General features: G+C 71.5%; 15 protein-coding genes. 6 read left to right on the top strand and 9 right to left on the bottom strand.

Annotated elements, in window-relative coordinates:
- Positions 1-547: 547 nt before the first annotated feature.
- Together uvrA and PGN25_00860 are read right to left on the bottom strand one after the other, a co-directional pair.
- Entirely contained in the window at positions 548-3541 is a 2994-nt protein-coding gene (gene uvrA, locus PGN25_00865) for an excinuclease ABC subunit UvrA (protein MEH3116201.1), read from the bottom strand.
- Positions 3451-3960, bottom strand: a complete 510-nt coding sequence (locus PGN25_00860) for a hypothetical protein (GenBank protein MEH3116200.1) — start codon at positions 3958-3960, stop codon at positions 3451-3453. Before PGN25_00860 ends, uvrA begins: the two co-directional genes overlap by 91 nt.
- A 367-nt stretch (positions 3961-4327) precedes the next feature.
- Here PGN25_00860 and PGN25_00855 point away from each other — a divergent pair, with 367 nt between their 5' ends.
- Positions 4328-6406 (top strand): nitrate- and nitrite sensing domain-containing protein, encoded by a 2079-nt coding sequence (locus PGN25_00855; protein ID MEH3116199.1) that lies wholly within the window; start codon positions 4328-4330, stop codon positions 6404-6406.
- 60 nt (positions 6407-6466) lie between these two features.
- Here PGN25_00855 and PGN25_00850 read toward each other — a convergent pair whose 3' ends face one another.
- From PGN25_00850 to PGN25_00825, 6 genes are all read right to left on the bottom strand, one after another.
- Positions 6467-7285, bottom strand: a complete 819-nt coding sequence (locus PGN25_00850; protein ID MEH3116198.1) for a class I SAM-dependent methyltransferase — start codon at positions 7283-7285, stop codon at positions 6467-6469.
- A 309-nt stretch (positions 7286-7594) separates the two neighbouring features.
- Positions 7595-7807 (bottom strand): hypothetical protein, encoded by a 213-nt coding sequence (locus PGN25_00845; GenBank protein ID MEH3116197.1) that lies wholly within the window; start codon positions 7805-7807, stop codon positions 7595-7597.
- Between the two features lie 84 nt (positions 7808-7891).
- Positions 7892-8302, bottom strand: coding sequence for a response regulator (locus tag PGN25_00840; protein ID MEH3116196.1), 411 nt, complete (start codon positions 8300-8302; stop codon positions 7892-7894).
- A 159-nt stretch (positions 8303-8461) separates the two neighbouring features.
- Positions 8462-11197 carry a PAS domain S-box protein gene (locus tag PGN25_00835; GenBank protein MEH3116195.1) on the bottom strand — a complete coding sequence of 912 codons (2736 nt, stop codon included), beginning with the start codon at positions 11195-11197 and terminating at the stop codon, positions 8462-8464.
- Between the two features lie 233 nt (positions 11198-11430).
- Entirely contained in the window at positions 11431-12192 is a 762-nt protein-coding gene (locus PGN25_00830; GenBank protein MEH3116194.1) for a Crp/Fnr family transcriptional regulator, read from the bottom strand.
- A gap of 285 nt (positions 12193-12477) precedes the next feature.
- Entirely contained in the window at positions 12478-13329 is an 852-nt protein-coding gene (locus PGN25_00825; GenBank protein MEH3116193.1) for a GH25 family lysozyme, read from the bottom strand.
- A 197-nt stretch (positions 13330-13526) separates the two neighbouring features.
- Between PGN25_00825 and PGN25_00820 the strand changes: the two genes are divergently transcribed.
- On the top strand, positions 13527-13979 hold the full coding sequence (locus PGN25_00820; GenBank protein ID MEH3116192.1) for a DUF488 domain-containing protein: 453 nt from the start codon (positions 13527-13529) through the stop codon (positions 13977-13979).
- A 218-nt stretch (positions 13980-14197) separates the two neighbouring features.
- Here the strand turns inward: PGN25_00820 and PGN25_00815 are convergent, their stop codons facing one another.
- Positions 14198-15439, bottom strand: a complete 1242-nt coding sequence (locus PGN25_00815; protein ID MEH3116191.1) for an FAD-dependent monooxygenase — start codon at positions 15437-15439, stop codon at positions 14198-14200.
- Positions 15440-15705: 266 nt separating this feature from the next.
- On the opposite strand from PGN25_00815, the gene PGN25_00810 reads away from it, so the two are divergent.
- The 4 genes from PGN25_00810 to pncA all read left to right on the top strand — a co-directional run bounded on the left by PGN25_00810 (position 15706) and on the right by pncA (position 17947).
- The gene (locus PGN25_00810) at positions 15706-15909 is read left to right on the top strand and encodes a hypothetical protein (protein ID MEH3116190.1); all 204 of its coding nucleotides are present in this window, start codon (positions 15706-15708) and stop codon (positions 15907-15909) included.
- Positions 15906-16133: a hypothetical protein gene (locus tag PGN25_00805; protein MEH3116189.1), complete on the top strand. Its 228-nt coding sequence runs from the start codon at positions 15906-15908 to the stop codon at positions 16131-16133. The genes PGN25_00810 and PGN25_00805 overlap by 4 nt, the downstream gene beginning before the upstream one ends.
- A 130-nt stretch (positions 16134-16263) precedes the next feature.
- Positions 16264-17238, top strand: a complete 975-nt coding sequence (locus PGN25_00800) for a quinone oxidoreductase (GenBank protein MEH3116188.1) — start codon at positions 16264-16266, stop codon at positions 17236-17238.
- Positions 17239-17320: 82 nt separating this feature from the next.
- On the top strand, positions 17321-17947 hold the full coding sequence (gene pncA, locus PGN25_00795) for a bifunctional nicotinamidase/pyrazinamidase (GenBank protein MEH3116187.1): 627 nt from the start codon (positions 17321-17323) through the stop codon (positions 17945-17947).
- Positions 17948-18085: the final 138 nt, after the last annotated feature.

Raw genomic sequence — 18085 nt, 5'->3', positions numbered from 1 at the left:
TCCCAAGGATTTCAGGCGTCCGCCCCGTAGCCCCTGCATCTCCCTCACGCCTGCCTCGCTCCCAGAGCGGGCTGGCCGGGCCGATGCCCCCTACGGCCGCACCTCAAGTCTCGACGTCGGGAACTATTCTACAGGCCGACCGCGAAAGACAGGGGATTGCCTGCAATCTCGGCAGTTCGGATCACACCGTTGCGCAAAAGACGCATTTTTGCTGCGAAGCAACCAAGCCCTTAACGGCCTCTTAACGTGCTTTAGCCTGATCCACCTCCGTTCTTCTGACGCCATTCCAGCGAAATAGGACATTGCCATCAAGCCATTGGCTTCTGCTGCCGAACAGGATTCTTCGGCAAAGACTGACAGGGCAATTGCGCAAGCGCGAGCGGGCAACCGGAGTTTCATCGCCGGCCTGTCAGGAGTCATGCCCCGTCGCCGCGCGGCGGACGAACGGTCCGGCGCCCCGAATCGGGGCCCGACCGGAATCGTCCGGGGGCCGGGAATCCGGCCGACATGGGTTGTGTCGGTCTCGCCGATCCCCGGAGCCGGTGCCCTACTCGGCCGCCTGACGCCCCCGGCCGGCGGCCGTCTTGTTCGCTGCCGTCTTGGCAGAAGGCTTGGCAGAAGGCTTGGCAGGGGTTTTCGCCGCCTTGGCCGGTGTCTGCCCGGTGGGGCGGCGGGCGAGCACGTCGCGCAGGAAGCGGCCGGTATGGCTCGCCGTGCTCGCGGCGATCTCTTCGGGCGTGCCCTGCGCCACCACGGTGCCGCCGCCGTCGCCGCCCTCGGGGCCCATGTCGATCACCCAGTCGGCGGTCTTGATGACCTCCAGGTTGTGCTCGATCACCACGACCGTGTTGCCCTGGTCGACGAGTTCGTGCAGCACCTCCATCAGCTTGGCCACGTCGTGGAAGTGCAGGCCGGTGGTCGGCTCGTCGAGGATGTAGAGGGTGCGGCCGGTGGCCCGCTTCGACAACTCCTTGGACAGCTTCACCCGCTGCGCCTCGCCGCCGGAGAGCGTGGTCGCCTGCTGGCCGACGCGGACGTAGTGCAGGCCGACGCGGGCCAGCGTCTCCATCTTCTCGCGGATGGACGGAACCGCCTTGAACAGGTCGGCCGCCTCCTCCACCGTCATGTCGAGCACGTCGGCGATGGACTTGTTGCGGTAGCGCACCTCCAGCGTCTCGCGGTCGTAGCGCTTGCCCTTGCACACGTCGCAGGTGACGTAGACGTCGGGCAGGAAGTGCATCTCGATCTTGATGACGCCGTCGCCCGAGCAGGCCTCGCAGCGCCCGCCCTTCACGTTGAAGGAGAAGCGCCCGGCCTGGTAGCCCCGCGCCTTGGCCTCGGGCAGGCCGGCGAACCAGTCGCGGATCGGGGTGAAGGCGCCCGTGTAGGTCGCCGGGTTCGAGCGCGGCGTGCGGCCGATCGGCGACTGGTCGATGTCGATGACCTTGTCGAGATGCTCCAGCCCCTCGATCCGCTCGAACGGGGCAGGGTGCTCCAGCGCGCCGTTGAGGCGCTTGGCCGCCGCCTTGTAGAGCGTGTCGATGACGAGCGTCGACTTGCCGCCGCCGGAAACGCCGGTGATGCAGGTGAAGGTGCCGAGCGGAATCCGTGCGGTGACCTCCTTGAGGTTGTTGCCGCGTGCGCCGACCACGCCGAGCATGCCCCGGCCGGGCTTGCGCCGGGCCTTGGGCGTGCGCACCGCGAGTTCGCCGGTGAGGTACTTCGCGGTGAGCGAGGCCGGGTCCTTCAGGAGCTCTTCCGGGGTTCCCTGCGCGACGATCTCGCCGCCGTGGATGCCCGCGCCCGGCCCGACATCGACCACGTAGTCGGCCTGGAGGATCGCGTCTTCGTCGTGCTCGACCACGATCACCGAGTTGCCCAGGTCCCGCAGGCGCTTGAGGGTGCCGAGCAGGCGCTCGTTGTCGCGCTGGTGCAGGCCGATCGACGGCTCGTCGAGCACGTAGAGCACGCCCGTCAGCCCCGAGCCGATCTGCGAGGCGAGCCGGATGCGCTGGCTCTCGCCGCCCGAGAGCGAGCCCGAGCCGCGGGCGAGCGTCAGGTATTCGAGGCCGACATCGACGAGGAAGGTCAGCCGGTCGCGGATTTCCTTCAGGATTCGAACCGCGATCTCGTTCTGCTTGTCCGTGAGCTTTTCCGAGATTTCGGAGAACCAGCGATGCGCCTCGCGCACGGAGAGCGCGGTGACGTCGCCGATGTCTTGGGCGGCGATCTTGACCGCGAGCGCCTCGGGCTTGAGCCTTTTGCCGCCGCAGGCGGCGCAAGGGGTGGCACTCATGAAACGGCCGATCTCCTCCCGGCTCGCGTCGCTCTCGGTCTCCTTGTAGCGCCGCTCCAGGTTCGGGATCACGCCCTCGAACGGCTTGTTGACCGAGTAGGAGCGCAGGCCGTCGTTGTAGTCGAAGCGCACCGATTCCTTGCCCGTCCCGAACAGGATCACGTCGCGGGCCTGCGCCGGCAGCGCCGACCACGCCACACTCGTCTTGAAGCCGAAATGACGGCTGAGCGCGTCCAGCGTCTGGTCGTAATAGGGCGAGGTCGACTTCGCCCAGGGCGCCACCGCGCCGCGCTTCAGCGTCAGCGCGGGATCGGAGATCACCAGTTCGGGATCGATCCGCATCTCGTGGCCGATGCCGCCGCAGGTCGGGCAGGCGCCGAACGGATTGTTGAACGAGAACAGGCGCGGCTCGATCTCGGGGATGGTGAAGCCGGAGACCGGGCAGGCGAAGCGCGACGAGAACGTGATTTTTTTGGGAGTCTGCCCCTCCGGGGGAGTGTCCGCGAACTCCATGTCGGCGATGCCGTCGGCGAGATCGAGCGCGGTCTCGAAGGAATCGGCCAGCCGCGAGGCGATGTCGTCGCGCACGACGATGCGGTCCACCACCACGTCGATGTCGTGCTTGAGCTTCTTGTCGAGCTTCGGCACGTCGTCGATCGGGTGGTACGCGCCGTCGATGCGAAGGCGTTGGAAGCCTTTCTTCTGGAACTCGGCGATTTCTTTTCGATATTCACCCTTGCGGCCGCGCACCACCGGCGCGAGCAGGTAGAGCCGGGTCTTCTCCGGGAGTTCCAGCACCCGGTCGACCATCTGCGAGACGGTCTGGCTCTCGATCGGCTCGCCGGTGGCGGGCGAATAGGGGATGCCGACCCGCGCCCAGAGCAGGCGCATGTAGTCGTAGATCTCGGTGACGGTGCCGACGGTGGAGCGCGGGTTCTTCGAGGTGGTCTTCTGCTCGATCGAGATCGCCGGCGAGAGCCCGTCGATCTGATCGACGTCGGGCTTCGACATCATCTCCAGGAACTGGCGGGCATAGGCCGAGAGCGATTCGACGTAGCGGCGCTGGCCTTCCGCGTAGATCGTGTCGAAGGCGAGCGACGATTTGCCCGAGCCCGACAGGCCGGTGAACACCACGAACTTGTCGCGGGGGATCGTCAGGTCGACGTTCTTGAGATTGTGCTCGCGGGCGCCGCGCACGGCGATGACGCGCGTGTCGCGAGGCCCCGGGCCGGCGGCGTCGAACAGGGCGGAGAGCCGCGCGTCGGTCCGTTCTTCGGCCTTGGCCGCGGTCTCTGCTTTGCGGGCTTTGGCTGTGGCCATGGACGAAGAGTTCTCTGCGGCGATCCGGGCGACCCGGTTGTGGCGCCCTCGAATCCGTTCGGGCGGGCAACGGGCGTGCCGCGCGCGAAGAACAGGTTCCGGGGACGGAAGATGGGCTCCGGGCGGCCCGAAACCACTAGAACGGAACAGGTACGACGGCAATGCCGGCATTGAACGTTCGAGTCGTTGCGGATGCGGCGAGCGCCCGGATCAGGATCAGCGTCGCGAGCGCACCGAGGCCCGAAGCGGCCCGCATGCAGGCGGCCCCAGCGTTCGACCAGGGTGCGGACCTCCGGGCCCGCCGCGGCGGGCGCGATCGCTTCGAGCCGATGGTTGAGCGGCATGATCACGATCAGCGTGCAGGGTCCAGTTCGCCAGGAGCACGAGCCCGCCGGCGAGGAAGCCGGCCCGCTCGGTGAGCCACCACGCCGGCGCGACGCAGAGGAAACCGGCCACGGCGAGGCGCGCCTGCATGGCGGTGCCGCCGTGATAGGCCCGGCGTCACCGCACCGGCAGGGCGGCCTACCGCGACGGCGGCGGCATCGACGAACTCTCCGCGTTGAATGGGGGCTGACGCTGCCTCGGGCAGCGTCGCCGATGGTGAAATGATGGTGCGATCGCGTAAACTTTAAGCAGTTGCACGCCCGTGAAATCTTTACTTTACGTGACCGTCGCACGGTCCGGGACGCTTTCTAGCCGGATCGTGCCGTCATGCGTTCGCGTGTTTCCTCGTCTGCCCTCTCCACCGCGCTGCCCTCTTCCCTGCGTGCCCGCATCGTCGCGGTGGCGCTGATCCCCTGCCTCGCCTTCGGCGTCGTCGCGGGGGTGGCGGTCGCGGAGCGGGCGGGGCAGGGCCGGGCGATGGCGCGGATGGAGGAGCTGGTCGGCCTGTCGGTGCGGATCGGTGCCTTCGTGCACGAAGCGCAGAAGGAGCGCGGCGCTTCGAGCCTCTATCTCGGCTCGAAGGGCACCCAGTTCGCTCCGGAACTCGCCGCGCAGCGCAAGCTGACGGATGCCGCGCGGACCGCCCTGGTCGCGGATCTGGAGGCCGCCGGGCTGCAAGCGGGATCGGACTCTTCGCGCAAGGCCGCAGCCCTGCGCGCGAGTCTGGCCGGAATCGACCGCCACCGGGGCGCGGTCGACCGTCTGGAACCGGCGGTGCCGGCCAACCTCGCCTTCTATTCGGGCGTCATCGCGGGCGCCCTCGGGACCGTGCGCGAGGTGGCGCAGGTCGCCGCCGACCCCGCCATCGGCGCCCGCGTCTCCGCCCTGTCCGCCTTCCTCGCGCTGAAGGAATTCGCCGGCCAGGAGCGGGCGGCGGCCTCCGCCGTGTTCGCCGCGGCCAGCCTCGACGGGCCCGGCCTGCGCCGGCTCACCGCCCTCGCGGCGGATCAGGCGACCTTCGAGGGACTGTTCCGGGCGGCGAGCCCGGCGGAGGACGTGGCCGCCTTCGAGGCCGCGAACGGCTCGGAGGCCGCCCGCGAGGTGGCGCGGATCCGCGGCCTCGCCCTCGACACGCTGCCCGGCCAAGTGCCCGCCTTCACCGACGCCAAGGGCTGGTTCCGCCTCGCCACGCAGCGGATCGACGGGCTGAAGAGCGTCGAGGACCGGCTCACCGCCGGGCTGGGGCGGGCGGCGGCGGAGGCCCGCACGGGAGCCGAGCGCGCCGTCACGCTGTGGGCCGGGGCGGCGTTCGCCACCCTGCTGCTCTCGGTGGCGCTGGCCTTCGGGCTCGGCTCGGCCATCGCCCACCCCTTGAGCCGGATGGCCCGGGCGCTCACCGCGATCGGGCGCGGGGAAACCGAGGTCGAGATCCCGGTGAAGGGGCCGGACGAGCTGCGGGCGATCGCCGCCGCGGCGCTGGCCTTCCGCGACAGCGTGGCCGAGCGGGCCCGTATCCGCGCGGCCCAGGAGCGCGGCGCCGAGGAGGAGGCCGCCCGCCGCCACGCGGCGATGATGGCGGTGGCCGATGGCTTCGAGGCCCGGGTCGGCGGCATCGTCGAGGGCGTCTCGGCGGCCGCGCAGCAACTGGAGGCCGCCGCCCGCGCGATGAGCGCGGCGGCCGGCGAGACCTCGTCGCTCGGCGCCTCCGCCGCGCAGGCCTCGGCGCAGGCCGCGCGCTCCTCCGACGGCATCGCCGCCGCCACGGAGGAACTGTCGGCCTCGATCCGCGAGATCTCCGCCCAGGTCGGCCACTCGGCGGTCGCGGCGAGCGCCGCCGAGGAGGAGGCCGCCCGCACCGCGGCCGAGGTCGAGCGCCTCGCGGCGGCCGCGAACGGCATCGCCCAGATCGTCGGGCTGATCTCGGAGATCGCCGGCCAGACCAACCTGCTGGCGCTGAACGCCACCATCGAGGCGGCGCGCGCGGGCGAGGCCGGGCGCGGCTTCGCCGTGGTCGCGGCGGAGGTGAAGGGGCTGGCCGCCCAGACCGCCCGCGCCACCGACGAGATCGCCGGGCGGATGGCGGAGATCGAGACCGCCACCGGCGCCTCGGTCACGGGCATCACCGGCATCGCCCGCACCATCCGCGACCTGTCGCGGATCTCGAGCGACATCGCCGCCGCGGTCGAGCAGCAGGGCGCGGCGACCGCCGAGATCGCCCGCACCACGGTCGAGACCTCGCAAGGGACGCGACGCGCCTCGGACGACGTGGCGGGCGTGGCCCGCACCGCCGACGACGCCAGCACCGGATCGGGCCAGGTGCTCGGCGCGGCGAGCGACCTCGCGCGGCAGGCCGCGTCCCTGCGCAGGGAGGTCGGCGGCTTCCTGGCGCAGGTGCGGGCGGCCTGAGGGAAAAGGGAGCCGGCCAGGGGGAGGGGGAGGGGGAGGGGCGCCTCGCCCGCGCGGGCTTCAGCGCTTGGCCGCGATCATGAAGACGTTCGAGGGGGCGATCCGCTTCAGGAACGCCGTGCGGTGATAGCTGATGTTGAAGGCGAGCAACCGGCTCAGAGCCGCGTCGAGGGCGACGTAGCCGCGGCGGGCGTAGAGATGGCCCGGGAGGATCCTGCCCGCGATCTTGGCCAGCGCGTTGGTCATGCAGGGCGCCTCGCGCACGATGTCGAAGCCGATCCGGTCGAGCCGGCCGTGCAGCCACGGCAGCGGCAGGCCGCGCTCGTTCTGCGTCAGGCCGTAGCGCGCCTTCGTCCAGTCGCCCATGGAGGTGATGGGCTCGCGGAAGACGATGAGCCCGCCCGGCCGCAGGATGCGGTGCGCCTCGGCCAGCACGTGCGAGACGTTGGGGATGTGGTGGAGCACGCCGAGGCTCACGAACAGGTCGGCGTCGGCATCGGGCAGCGGGATGTCGCCGGAGGGAAGCGGCTTGATGAAGCGCGCCGGCCGGCCGCCGATCCGATCGGTCCACCATTCCTCGGCGGGCTCGATCCCGATGAAGCGGTTCACCCGGTCGGCCAGCGGCGCCACGTCGTCGCCCGCGGCGCAGCCCAGGGCGACGCAGGTGCCGAAGCGGCGGCCCCGCAGCCGGTCGAAGCCGTGGAAGGCGTTCAGGGCGTCGTACTCGTAGCTGTACGCGCCGGAGGCTTCGAGTTTGTAGACCTCGGTCGCGAGCCGGTAGAAGCCCTGCTCCTCCTGCGCGTACCATCGCGCGATCTCGCCCGGCGCGAGGTCGTCGCCGTAGAGGGCCGATCCGTCGAGATACTTGGCTTCGACCATCTTGGGTGGACCGGTTGTCTTTTCGAAAACAGTTTTCCACGTCACCGAAGCTTCAAGCCGGCCAAGAGCCGGGCATGCAGGGTAACGACGTTCGGTATAGGTGCATAGCGGGACCTGCGCGAGGATTTTGGCGGATTATGGTTCGCGGCACCATCCGCGCGAAGTACCGGCCGCCAATCCATGACGCCCGGCGCCGCGCCCCTCCGTGCCTGTTCGACCGGGAACATCCCGTTCACCCCCTTCATGCAAGGTGCCGCGTGAGCGGCCTCCAAGGGTGTTCCAGGGATCGTGCGGCATCCGGAGGATCCGTCACAGCCCGCTGGCGCGGGCACCTCGGGATGAGGGCGGCGTATGGGATCGCCGTGGTCGAACAGGGTTTCGATGCCGCGCCTCGCCCTGGGCGGGGGTGTCGCGCACGGCGCTGACCTCGTCGCCGACCCGCGGCTCGACCTTGAGGTTCTGGCGCAGGCTCTGGAGATGGTCGGTCACCACCAGCGTGCCGGGCTTGAGCCCTTTCAGCACGGCGGTGTTGTCGCCGTATACCAAGCTGCAAGGGGACCGAAGGGCGCGGGAAGGGCGAGGCCGTGCCGGCCGAATAGGCCTGCCTCACCCCGCCAGCCGCTCCCGTGCCGCGCGCGCGAGGGCCGCGGTGAGGGGCTTCGGCCCGAAGCGGACCCCGTCGGGAAGCTCGCCGGGGGCGGGCGGGGGGCCGGCCGAGAGGACGACGACGGCCCGGTCCGGCCAGCCCGCGGCGACATCCCGGGCCAGGGCGAACCGGCCCTCCGGCAGGTCGGCGTCGACGACCACGAGGCGGATATCACCGTAGCGCTCGATCTGGCGGATCGCGGTCGGTGCGCTCCAGGCTTCCAGCACCTCGAAACCCGCCTCGGCCAGCAGATCCGCCGTCTCGATGCGCAGCACCGTCTCGCTCTCGACGACCAGGGCCAGAAGGCGTTCATCGGAGCGTCGATCGGGCCGCGCGTCGCTGCGCGGATCGGGGGGCGCGGGCTGATCCATGGCGTTCCTCGGGCGGCCTCCCCCCGTCAAGCGGCGAAACGCCGGTTCGTTGCCCCCGCCCCCCCACTCTTTTCGCCCGCACGCTTTTCGCCGGCATCCGGCCGCCCCTGCGGAAGGCCGGTGATCGCAGCTTTCGCCGCGATCGAGGCGGGGAGCGCATCACTCCCTCTCGCGAAGGCCCGCGAGCGGGGCCGTGATCCGGCAGGTGACGCCCGCGGGCGCGTAGGTCGTGCGCGTCTCGCCGCCGACCGCGCCGGAGAGCCCGCGCTCGATCAGGCGCGACCCGAAGCCCTTTCGCGACGGCGCCACGACGGGGGGGCCGCCGCTCTCGGCCCAGACCATCGTCACCACCGGCTCCGCGACCGGCCCGCTCGCCCGCGACACCGTCCAGTCCACGCCGACGCGCCCGCCCGGCACCGAGAAGGCGCCGTACTTGGCGGCGTTGGTGGCCAGCTCGTGGATCATCAGCGCCAGCGACAGGGCGGCCTTCGGCCCCACCTCGATCGGCGGGCCGGACAGGCGGATGCGGTCGGGCTCGCCGTCGTCGTGGAGCGCGAGCGCCCCCGCGATCACCGCTTCGAGCCCCGCCCCCTCGCCCTCGCCGGAGAGCAGGATGTCGTGCGCCTTGCCGAGCGCCACGAGCCGGGCCAGCAGCGCGTCCTTGACCGTGGCGGCGTCGGTGACGTTGCGCAGGGTCTGCGAGGCGATGGCCTGGGCCATGGTCAGGGTGTTCTTGAGGCGGTGGCTCAGCTCGCGGTTGAGGAAGCGCTGCTGCTCCTCCGCCTGGATCCGGGCAAGCGCCGCCGAGACGCGTCCGGCCACCTCCCGGACGAAGTCGATCTCGCCCGCGCTCCAGGCCCGGGTCTCGGCGGCATGGGCGCGGACGAGGCCGAACAGCGCGCCCCGCCGCAGCAGCGGCACCTCGATCAGGGCGCGGGTGCCGGAAGCCGCGTAGCGCGCCGCGTCCGGCGCGAGGCCGGGATCGGCGGCGATGTCGGCCACGGCGAGGATCTCGCCGCGCTCCAGCCGTGCCAGCGCGGCCGGAAACGACGCGAGCGGGCCGTCCGAAGCGCCCGCACCGAGCGGCGCGTAGCCCGCCCGGGACAGGCCGAGCGTCCGCCCCAGGATCGCGGCGGCGACCGCGGAGACCTCCGCCGGATCGGCGGCGTCGCGCAGCCGGTCGCCGAGCTCGATCAGCGCCTTCTGGCACGCCTCGGCCCGCTTCTCCCCGGTGATGTCCTCGATCATCGCCGTGGTCTGGATCGCGTCGCCGCGCACCTGCGAGACGAGGTTGACCCGGCACCAGATCAGGCGCCCGTCCTTGCGGCGGTAGCGCTTCTCCAGGGTCTCGCGCACGATCTCTCCCGCCGCGAGCCGGCGGTGCAGCCGGTCGCGCTCGGCCGCGTCCTCCTCCGGCGTCCACTTGGCGACGGAGTGCCCGACGATGTCGGCCTCCGCGGCGCCCCAGATCGCGCAGAGCTTGGCGTTGGCCTCCAGCGCGACCAGGGTGCGCGGATCGATCTGGACGATGCCGACATTGGCGCCCTCGACCACCGTCCGGAGCTGGGCGGCGACGCGGTTGCGCTCGGTCAGGTCGAGCATGGCGCCGATCATCCGCAGCGGCACGCCGCCGGGCCCGCGCACCATCGATCCGCGGTCGAGCACCTCGGCGTAGGAGCCGTCGGCGCGGCGGAAGCGGTACTCGTGGCGCCAGTCGTGCCCGTCGCCGTCGATGATGCGGCGGAGATCCGACTCGATCCGGGCCCGATCCTCCGGATGGACATGGGCGAGCCACCAGCGGCCGGTCGGCTCGACCGTCTCCGGCGCCCAGCCGTAGGTCTTGGACAGGGCCTCGTTCCACAGCACGTGGTCGGTGGTGAGGTCCCAGTCCCAGATCGCGTCGTTGGTGGCGCGGGTGACGAGGCGGTAGCGCTCCTCCGTGGCCGCCACGGCGGCCTGGGCCGTCCGCTCGGCGGTGACGTCGCGCACCGTGCCGACGAGGCGGCGCGCCCGCCTCGCTTCGACGCCGCCCTCGGCGCCGTTCTCGACGACGAGGGTGCCGCGGGCCGCGACCCAGGCGAGCAGGGTGCCGTCGCCCGCGACCGTGCGGTAGGTGCAGTCGAACAGGCCGGAGCCGGCGGGGTCCAGGGCCGCCCGCACGGCGGCGTCGGCGCGGGCCCGGTCCCCGGGGTGGAGGCGCGCCAGGAAAGTGCCCTCGTAGGTGACGGCCTCGTCCGGCCCGACGCCGAACAGGGCGCGGGTACGTCCGTCCCAGGTCAGGGTGCCCGCCGCGAGGTCGTAGTCGAAGATGCCGACGCCGGCCGCCTCGACGGCGAGCCGCAGGTGCAGCGCGGCGTCGGCCAGCGCCGCGGCCTCGGTCCTTCGCGCCGCGAGGCCCCGGTGCAGTTCGAGCTGCGCCATCACCGTGCGGGCGAGCGCCGCGAGGCCCGCCGCCTGCGCGAGACTCAGACCGTCCGGCCGGGGCGCGGCGTCGAGCACGCACAGGGCGCCGACCGCCACGCCCTCCGGCGCCAGCAGGGGCGCGCCGGCATAGAAGCGCATCCCCGCCGCGCCCGCCGCCGCCGCGTCGGAGCGGGCGCGCGGATCGTCGGCGAGATCGGGGATGACGAGGACGCCGCGCCCGGCCAGGGTGTGCCGGCGGAGCGAGCGGGCGACCGAGCGGCCGAGGCCGGCCTCGATCCACGGCCCTTCGCCGGCGGCCAGGCCGACGAAGGCGAGCCGCGCGGTGCAGAGCTGCACGGCCAGCGCCACGGCATCGTCGAACGCGCCTTCGAGTGCGCCTTGAGGCGGCGTGTCGAAGGGGCCGTAGCGGGCCAGGGCGGCCAGCCGCTCGGCCTCACGGGGCGATGCGCGATCGTCGGACGGTCGGCTCATGGACGGGCCCGGCAAGCCGGATGATCGAGGCGGCCCTCGGAGGCCGCCGGCAGCGGTCCATCGTCCGGACTGCCGCGATGGTGCATCGCCGACATGTCCCGCACAAGACGCCCTGCGGAGACGCCGTGCCTCCGCACGCGGCCGGTCCGCGGGACGGGGGCCGTGCGCTCGGCGAGGCACGTCTCATCGTGCGGGGGCGATCGGCGAGGGGTCACGGTGACGGCCGCCCGGCGTCAATCCGGCGGCTCGATCGCGACGAGGCGACCGCTCGGGCTGTAGACCGCGCCGAGCACGGTCTCGAAATGGCGCTTCACGCAAGCATGGCACTCGCAGGCGACCTCCTCGATCGCCACCCGGCTGAGGATGGTGATGCGCCCGCGCCCGACCTCGATCAGGCCCTGCTGCTGGAGCATCCGCAGGATGCGGGTGAGGTAGGTGCGCTGCACGCCGAGCATCGCCGCGAGCGCCTCCTGGGTGATCGGCAGCACGTCGCTGTCGAGCCGGTCCTGCAGGGTCAGGAGCCAGCGCAGGCAGCGCTCCTCGATCGGGTGCAGGGCGTTGCAGGCCACCGATTGCAGCACCTGCGCCAGCAGGCAGTCGGAGTAGCGGGTGAACAGGTTGCGCAGGGATTCCGACTGCCGCTTGGCCTCCTGCAGCCGCACCGATTCCATCCGCAGGACCGGGCCGCCGATCTGGATCAGGGCATGCGTCGAGGCGGGCAGGCCGCCGTTGCTGACGACACCGCCCGCCGCGCCCTCGCGGCCGATCGTGGCGGTCTCGGCGCTGCGTCCGTCGATCATCGAGATCACCAGGGTGATCACGGTCTGTTCGAGGGGAAAGCTGATGAAGTCCACCTCGCGGCCGGCGGCGAACAGCGTCTCGCCGCGCTGGTACGCGAACCGCTCCATGAAGGGCAGGAGCAGGGAGCGATCCCCGGGGCTCAGGCAGTTCAGCAGCAGGTTGCCTTCGAAGCAGCACTCTGAGGCCGAAGGCATGGAAGGCTCGAAATCCGTCGTATCGGTTTGCGCGGCCTCCGACGCATCGACCCGTGCCTAGGCCGGCGGCCATCTTTCGGGGTGAGCCTCTAGCGCAAAGCCGAACGCATAGTCTGTCTACAAGTATACATATCCGCGATCGAAAACGAAAAAATCCGATCCGTGATCAAGTCGTTCCGCAAGCCTGTATGAGGTCAGACAAAAAAGCAACACATCCTATGACACGATCGACTTGGGGGACACGTGCCGTGCGCCTCGCGCCGACACGAGGCGCGGCTTCGGTCGTCACTTGCCGGTGCACAGCCCCTGGCTCGACAGGCGCCGATGCTCCCGCGGGTCGCAGTCGGTCGCCAGGAACGAGGCCCACTCGGTCGGGCTGCCGTAGAAGGCGTTGCGGTCCACGTCGCCGCGCACGCCGGGCACGCGGCCCGTCGAGGTGAACTGCCAGAGCATCCACTTGCGGTTGGCGAAGCGCTGCTCGGGTTCGGCCGCCGTGGAGCGGACCCAGTGGGGGTAGTCGGGCAGCTCGTTCTCGAGCACGTCCTTGTGGAAGGTGATGTCCGTGTAGATGATCGGCCGCTTGCCCGTGTAGCTCTCCATCTCGTCCAGCATGAACTGGATCATCGCCAGCGCCTGGGCCTTGGGCAGCTTCTTCGGGCACTTGGCCGAGTGGCCGTTCCACTCCACGTCGAGCACCGGGGGCAGGGCGGTCGGATCGTTCGGGACGTTGCGCTTGAACCACGCCATCTGGTCCTCGGCCGAGCGGCACCAGAACACGAAGTGGTAGGCGCCGCGCGGCACGCCGGCCCGGCCCGCCCCGTCCCAGTTCTCGCGGAAGCGCTCGTCGACATGGTCCCCGCCCTCCGTCGCCTTGATGAAGGCGAACTGCGTGCCGGAGCCCTTGACGGAGGCCCAGTTGATCGGCCCCTGCCACTTCGAGATGTCGATGCCCTGGATCGGGTGCTGCTTCGCCCGCGCCACGCCGGGATGGGGCTTGGCGTCGCCCTTGGTGGGATAGAAGTCGTTCTGCGAGGCGCAGGCCGCGAGGCCGGAGAGCATCAGGGCGGCGAGCCCGCGCTTCAGCCATCCGCGGGAAGCCGGCGCGAGGCTCAAGGAAATCCCGGTGTCCAGCGACATCGATGGCCCGCCACTTCTCGCGTGCGACTTCAATGGGTATTCGATGCCCTTCATCCGGTTAACAGGACTTTGCCGGCATTGCGGCAGAATTCCGGAAGGCGTTGCATCACAGGCACATGGACGCGGCCGGATCGGTTCGACGGCCGCGCGGCCTCGCCCTAAAACGTTGCCGATCCTGGATTTTCCCCGAGACCGCGATGCGCAAGACCCTGTTTACCATCGGCTACGAAGGCCTGACGCCGGAGCGCCTGCACGCGGCGCTGAAGGAGGCCGGGGTCGCCGTCCTCGCCGACGTGCGGGCGGTGGCCAATTCGCGCAAGCGCGGCTTCTCGAAGGGCGCGCTCAAGGCGGGACTGACCGGGGCCGGCCTCGGCTACGAGCACTACCGGGGGCTGGGTACGCCCAAATCCGGCCGCGAGGCGGCCCGCGCCCACGATGCCGGGCTGATGCGCCGGATCTACTGCGAGGCGGTGCTCGACACCGCCGATGGCGATCTCGCCCTCGACGCCCTGGCGGAGCTGGCCGCGCGGCAACCGGTCTGCCTGCTCTGCTTCGAGCGCGACCCGGCCCGCTGCCACCGCCGCGTGCTCGCCGAGCGGCTGGCCCCGCGCGGCTTCGAGACGGTCGACCTCTACGGCGATTTTTTGTGATTTTTCGGGGTTCGGCCGCGCGCCTGTCATACCGTTTCCGATTGATCGCTTCGGGTTTGGCCCCCCTCCGTCCTCGCGAGCGGCCGCGAAGCGATCCAGGGCGCGACAGGTCCGGAAAGGGCGCGCCCTGGATCGCCACGGCTTCGCCTCGCGATGACGCAGGACAGGCCGAAGTCAGCAACCGGATGGCGTATCAGACCCCGCCCTTCCCAAAAAATTCAGCGCATCAGGCTCGGTGCGCCGAGCCGGGGCTGGACGCCCTCGCGCATCACGAGGCGCCGCAGCGGTGAAATCGCCGCGAGCGCGATCAGCCCGAGGCCCCTCGCGGCATCGACGGCCAGAAAGTCGGTGAGCAGCGAGCGGTTGAGCCAATCGACCGCCGCGCCCCGCAGCCGCGCATCGACGCCCCGCGCCCGGCCGAAGCCCGCGAGCGAGGCCGGCGCCCCCGGATCGCGATTGGCCTCACGGGCGGAAAACACCGCGTCGCGCAGGGCCGCCGCGTCGCGCAGGCCGAGATTCAGCCCCTGCGCCCCGATCGGCGGGAAGACGTGGGCGGCCTCGCCGATCAGGGCGAGGCGCCCGGCCACCGGGCTCGCCACCGAGAGCCCGCGCATCGGCACGAGCCCCCGGGGACCGTCGATCCGCATGGCGCCCAGCATCGAGCGGGCCCGATGCTCCACCGCCGCGGCGAGGTCGCGGTCGTCGAGCCCCGCGAGGCGCTTGGCCGCCCGCTCCGCCGTGACCCAGACGAGGCTGGAGCGGTGGCCGCCGGGCAGGGGCACCAGGGTGAAGGGGCCGTTGCGGGTGTGGAACTCGGTCGAGACGTCCCGGTGCGGCCGCTCGTGGGCGAGCAGCGTCGTCAGCGCCGCCTGCGGGTAGGTCCATTCGCGGGTGCGCAAACCCGAAGCCGCGCGCAGGGGCGAGCGCGCCCCGTCGGCGCCGACGACGAGCCCCGCCTCCAGGCTGCGCCCATCCTCCAGATCCAGCACCGCGGCCTCGCCCTCGATCCGCATCCCGGCCGAATCCGCCTCGAACAGGGTGAGGCTCGGGGTGGTGCGGGCCTGGCCTCGCAGGGTCTCGACGAGGCGGGCGCTCTCGACGTTCCAGCCGAAGGCGTCGAGGCCGATCTCGGCGGCCGAGAAGCGGGCGGGCGGCGGGCGGAACAGGCTGCCGGTGTCGTCGACGATCTGAAGCTCGGCCAGCGGGCTCGCGTGCGGCGCGATCTCGGACCATGCCCCGAGCACCGTCAGGAAGCGCACCGAGCCGTCGAGCAGCGCCACGGTGCGCCCGTCGGCGACGGGGGCGTGGCGTCCGACCAGCGCCGTGGCCACGCCGTCGCGGGCGAGCGCCAGGGCGGCGGCGAGCCCGGCCGCTCCGGCTCCCACCACCGCCACCTCGAAGCGCGGCGGCGCCCCCGCGGGGGCGGTACGGGAGGAGGACGTCTGCACCGGGACCGTCACGACGGGAGACTCCTTCGGGACACCGCGACACGGCGCGCGCGCGAGGGGAGCAGGAGAGGTTGGAAGACGGCTGCGGTCTCCCTCCTTCCTACAGAGGCGCCGTGCGTGCGCGGTCAAGGGTGGCGAAGGAATCGGAGGCAGCGGTGTCGGGCCGGAATGAAACCAAATCCATCGTCCGGCATTGCCAACCTATGTTATGGGGTGCGCGCTCTCGTCGCGACGCCCGCGGATCACACCGGCCATCGACGTCTGAGGGGGCGTTCGACATGAAGACCTTCATCACCTCGCGGCCCGAGACCGAGCCGGCGCGGTCCGGCCCCCTCGACCCCGTGCTCACGGGCGTCGCGCAGGGGCTCGCCCGTCTTTTTCCTCCGGTCCAGAGCGCCCGGCAGCGGCGCGAGGGCGAGGCGAGCCGGCATGGTGCCGCGCGGCGCGGCGACGGAACCGGCGGGGAGGGCAGCCGCGGATGATGAAGTCGGAGCTGATCGATCAGCACATCGCCGCGATGACGACCGCGAGCACCAACCTGCTGCGGCAGATGGAGGACGAGGGGCTGCGCTACCGGATCAGCGTCCGCCCCGAGGATACCGGCACCCTGCATGTCCAGGTGCGGGCCCTGACCCCGGAACTGACCCAGCGCATCGAGCGCTGCCTGTCCGGCACCGGCATGCAGGTCGCCGTACGGGAAGGGTAGGGCGCTCCGCGCGGCCGGCGCGAACCGTTCCGAGAAATCCGGGCAAGGTGCCGCCTGACACTTGCCGGCCCGCACCGGCCCGATATCTCGCGTCCTATCCGAAGAGGTCGGGACCGAGCGGGAGGACGCGATGCCGAAGGCGATCCGGGTGCACGAGTACGGCGGGCCGGAGGCGATGGTCTACGAGGACGTCCCCTCGGCCGATCCGGGCCCCGGCCAGATCCGCGTCCGCCAGACCGCCATCGGCGTCAACTTCATCGACATCTACTTCCGCTCCGGCGCCTACAAGGCGCCCTCGCTCCCCTTCACCCTCGGCAAGGAGGGCGCGGGCGTGGTCGATGCGCTCGGCGAGGGCGTCTCCGATTTCCGCCTCGGCGAGCGCGTGGCCTATGCCGGCGCCACCGGCACCTATGCCGAGGAGGTCGTGGTCGACACCAAGGGCGTCGTCCACGTGCCCGACGCCATCTCCGACGAGACCGCCGCGGCGATGATGCTGAAAGGCCTCACCGCGCAGTACCTGCTGCGCCGGACCTACCGGGTGCAGCCCGGCGACACGATCCTGTTCCACGCCGCCGCCGGCGGCGTCGGCCTCATCGCCACGCAATGGGCCAAGCATCTCGGCGCCACGGTGATCGGCACCGTCGGCTCGGCCGAGAAGGCGGAGCTCGCCCGCGCGCACGGCTGCGACCACGTCATCCTCTACCGCGACGAGGATTTTGCCGCCCGCGTGCGGGAGATCACGGGGGGCAAGGGTGTGCCGGTGGTCTATGACGGCGTCGGCAGGGCGACCTTCCCCGCCTCCCTCGACTGCCTCGCGCCCTTCGGCATCTTCGCGAGCTTCGGCTCGGCCTCCGGCCCGATCGAAGCCTTCGACATCGGCATCCTCGCCGCCAAGGGCTCGCTCTACGCCACCCGCCCGACCCTGTTCACCCACATCGCCACCCGCGAGAGCCTCGACGCCAACGCCGCCGAGCTGTTCGAGGCCGTGGCGAGCGGGGCGGTGAAGATCCCGATCCACGCCCGCGCCAGACTCGCCGACGCCGCCCAGGTCCACCGCGACCTCGCCGGGCGGCAGACGACCGGCGCGACGGTGATGACACCGTGATCGCAGGATCACGGGATAAAAGGATTCCGGGCTTCGCCCGGCCCCACCAAGGGACTTGTCCCTTGGATCCCGGGACTTGGCGATGAAGCTGACCGAGCACGACGTTCTGCTCGTCATCGACGTGCAGAACGATTTCCTGCCCGGCGGGGCGCTGGCGGTGCCGGACGGCGATGCGGTGATCGCACCCGTCAACCGGCTCGCCGAACGCCTGCCCCACGTGATCCTCACCCAGGACTGGCACCCGCCCGGCCACGCCTCCTTCGCGTCGAGCCACCCGGGCAAGCGGCCGTTCGACACCGTGGCGATGCCCTACGGCGAACAGGTGCTCTGGCCGGACCACTGCATCCAGGGCACGCACGGCGCCGAATGGGCCGCCGGCCTGCGGGCGGAGCGGGCCGAACTGGTGATCCGCAAGGGCTATCATCCGAAGATCGACAGCTACTCGGCCTTCCTGGAAGCTGACCGGGAGACCCGCACGGGGCTTGCCGGCTACCTCGCCGAGCGCGGCCTGACCCGACTGTTCCTCGCCGGCCTCGCCACCGATTTCTGCGTCCTCTGGTCCGCCCTCGACGCCCGCGCTGCGGGGCTCGACGTCTTCGTGGTCGAGGATGCCGTGCGCGGCATCGATCTCGCCGGCTCGCTGGCGCGGGCCTGGGAGCAGATGGAGCGGGCAAGCGTCGGACGCATCGCCGGCACGGCGCTCGGCTGATCGGGTCGCGCCACAGACGGCGCTCGTCGCGCTTCCGGATTGCTTGCGCCGAGCCTCGCGATGACGGAGAGGGTGGCCCGCACCGTCATCGCGAGCGGTAGCGAAGCGATCCAGGGCGCGACCTGTCCGGACAGGTCG

The sequence above is a fragment of the Methylorubrum populi genome (assembly GCA_036946625.1).
In the GTDB taxonomy this organism is placed as follows: Bacteria; Pseudomonadota; Alphaproteobacteria; order Rhizobiales; family Beijerinckiaceae; genus Methylobacterium; species Methylobacterium populi_C.
Note: the sequence above shows the minus strand (reverse complement) of the source record. Positions and strands in the feature narration are given on the sequence as shown.